Here is a 2,546-nt window from a genome sequence, read left to right as displayed (position 1 = left end):
AGTCCCGCGCCGCCGCCCGCCTGCGGCTGGTCGAGGAGCGACTGGCCGCCCTAAGCGGCGATGCGCCTGCTGCTGCGCCCGCCTCTGGCCTTATGCCCGATACTCCCCCAGAGCTGGATGGCAGCCCCAGATGGGCCGGCTTCACGCTTGAGTATTAGCCGCTCATGTTCTGGGCGGGCGCTCGCAGGAGAGGAGACTCCTCAGCCCACCTCACTCGCATATCGACGGAGCCTCCTATGATCGAGACAGATATCCTCACCGGCAAATATGTCTACGGCATTATCCGCTGCGCTGACGCGCGTGTGATCGCAGCCCGTGGCATTCATGAGCAGGGACTCCGCGTCTACACGCTCCCCTACCGCGATCTCGCGGTGGTGATCAGCGACTCGCCCTATGAGGAGTACGATAGCTCGCGCCGCAATATGATGGCGCACACGCGGGTGCTTGAGGCGGTGATGCAGGAGTACACCGTGCTGCCGATCTGCTTTGGCGTGGTCGCCCCAGACGCCGGGACGATCCAGGAGCAGCTGCTCGCCCCGCGCTACGCTGATCTCGTGGCGCAGCTAGACGAGCTCGACGGCCGGATCGAGCTTGGCCTGAAGGCGTTCTGGGCCGACGAGCGGGTCTTCCGCGAGATCGCCGACCAGCAGCCTGATATCCGCACGCTGCGCGACAGCATCGCTCCGCGCCCGCCCGAGAGCACCTACTACGAGCGGATTCGTCTGGGCGAGCTCGTCGAGGCGGCCGTCACGCAGCGGCGCGCGGCCGACAGCGAGCAGATCATGGACGCCCTGCGCCCGCTGGCGCGCACCTTCGTCACCCACCCGGTGCTGACGGATCGCATGGTGGTGAATGCGGCCTTCCTGCTCGACCGCGCCGATGAGGCGCGGTTCGATGCCGCAGTACATGATCTCGACGCCCGCTTTGGCGCGCAGATGATGTTCAAGTATGTCGGGCCGGTGCCGCCCTATAACTTCGTCAGCCTTACCGTACACTGGAGCTAGCCGATGGGGATCCTCAGCAGCATCCTGACCTTCCCGCTCATGGGGCCGATCAACGGCGTGCTCTGGGTTGCCGAGCAGATCACCGAGCAGGCCGAGAATGAGCTCTATAACCCCACGCGCGTCCGTCAGCAGCTCGCTGAGCTGGAGATGCGCCTGGACCTGGGCGAGATCAGCGAGGACGACTACATGGCCGCTGAGGATATGCTGCTCGCCCGCCTCCGTGAGATCCGCGACCGCCAGCGTGAGCGCTAGGCCGGGGGGCGTCGCGATGATGTCGCCCGTATGCCCCTCGCCTATAGAGGAACGACCATGAACGCAATGGAGATCATCAGCGCCGCCCGCGATCAGATCGCCGCCCTCACCAGCCTGCCGGTCGATACGGTCTCGCGGTTTAAGCGCGAGGGCGATGGCTGGGTCGTCGAGATCGAGCTGGTCGAGATGCGGCGCATCCCCAATAGCAGCGATGTGCTGGCCACCTACCAGATCCAGCTCGACAGCGATGGCTCACTGCTCAGCTACCAGCGCACCCAGCGCTACTATCGCGGCCAGGTGAAGGAGTAGACTCCCGGCCGCGCAGAAAGATAGACGAGACATGGCATCCTATGGACTTCAGCACTCCACCCAGTCGACCAACCTGGCCGATATCCTGGAGCGGGTGCTCGACAAGGGGATCGTCATCGCTGGCGATATCTCGATCTCGCTGGTGGGCGTGGAGCTGCTGAGCATCAAGGTGCGGCTGCTGATCGCCTCGGTGGATAAGGCGGCCGAGATGGGGATCAACTGGTGGGAGAGCGACCCGCTGCTCTCCACGCGCGCGCGGCAGCTCGAGACGGAGAACCAGCTGCTTCAGGAGCGGCTGACCCGCCTGGAGCAGCGCCTCGCCCCGCCGGCTGATTAGTATCGTGTGTTGTGTGATGCGCGCACAATACGCTAAGGATCGTGGTGCTATGCAGACAATCGTCCAGGACAGCGAGGCGCTCGGCTACTACGTCTACGGGGTGATCGCCGGGCCGGGCGCGGATCTCCCCGCTGGGCCGGGCGTCGAGCCGGGCGCGCCGGTGGTCTGTGTCGGCGAGGGCGATCTGGCGGCGGTGGTGAGCCCGGTGCCGCTTGAGCGCTTCGACCCGGAGCAGCTTGAGGCGCGCCTGTCCGACCTAGCCTGGCTGGAGCCGCGCGCGCGCGCGCACCAGGCGGTGCTGTCCGGCATCAGCGCGCCGGTTGCCCCGCTGCGCTTCGGCACGATCTTCTGCGATGAGGCCGGGGTGCGGGCGATGCTGCGGGCCAACGGCGCGATCTTCCGCTCCGCCCTGGCCCGCCTGACGGGGCGGCGCGAGTGGGGGGTTAAGATCGTCGCCGACGCGCAGCAGGTGGCCGACTATGTGGCCGCATCCAGCGAGCGGGTGATCGGCCTGATGGCGCAGCGCGCCCGCATGTCCAGCGGGGCGGCCTATCTGATCCAGAAGAAGCTCGATATGCTCATCCTGGAGGAGTCGCGCCGGCTGGCCGAGGGCTGCGTCCGCGAGAGCCACACGCGGCTCGCCG

5 protein-coding genes are annotated in these 2,546 nt (G+C 66.8%); all 5 read left to right on the top strand.

Annotated features, from left to right (window positions below; all coding sequences use genetic code 11):
* Nucleotides 1-236: 236 nt before the first annotated feature.
* The gene (locus K2Z83_RS28160) at nt 237-1,004 is read left to right on the top strand and encodes a GvpL/GvpF family gas vesicle protein (RefSeq protein ID WP_220598493.1); all 768 of its coding nucleotides are present in this window, start codon (nt 237-239) and stop codon (nt 1,002-1,004) included.
* A gap of 3 nt (nt 1,005-1,007) precedes the next feature.
* Nucleotides 1,008-1,256, top strand: coding sequence for a gas vesicle protein GvpG (locus tag K2Z83_RS28155; protein WP_220598492.1), 249 nt, complete (start codon nt 1,008-1,010; stop codon nt 1,254-1,256).
* 57 nt (nt 1,257-1,313) lie between these two features.
* Complete coding sequence (locus K2Z83_RS28150) at nt 1,314-1,565, top strand: gas vesicle protein (RefSeq protein ID WP_220598491.1); 252 nt, start codon at nt 1,314-1,316, stop codon at nt 1,563-1,565.
* 31 nt (nt 1,566-1,596) lie between these two features.
* On the top strand, nt 1,597-1,902 hold the full coding sequence (locus K2Z83_RS28145; RefSeq protein WP_220598490.1) for a gas vesicle protein: 306 nt from the start codon (nt 1,597-1,599) through the stop codon (nt 1,900-1,902).
* 49 nt (nt 1,903-1,951) lie between these two features.
* The coding region (locus K2Z83_RS28140; protein ID WP_220598489.1) for a GvpL/GvpF family gas vesicle protein at nt 1,952-2,546 on the top strand (595 nt) is incomplete at its 3' end.

It is taken from the genome of Oscillochloris sp. ZM17-4 (assembly GCF_019599295.1).
In the GTDB taxonomy this organism is placed as follows: domain Bacteria; phylum Chloroflexota; class Chloroflexia; order Chloroflexales; family Chloroflexaceae; genus Oscillochloris.
The sequence above is the reverse complement of the archived record's forward strand: the minus strand, read 5'-3'. Positions and strand labels throughout refer to the sequence as shown.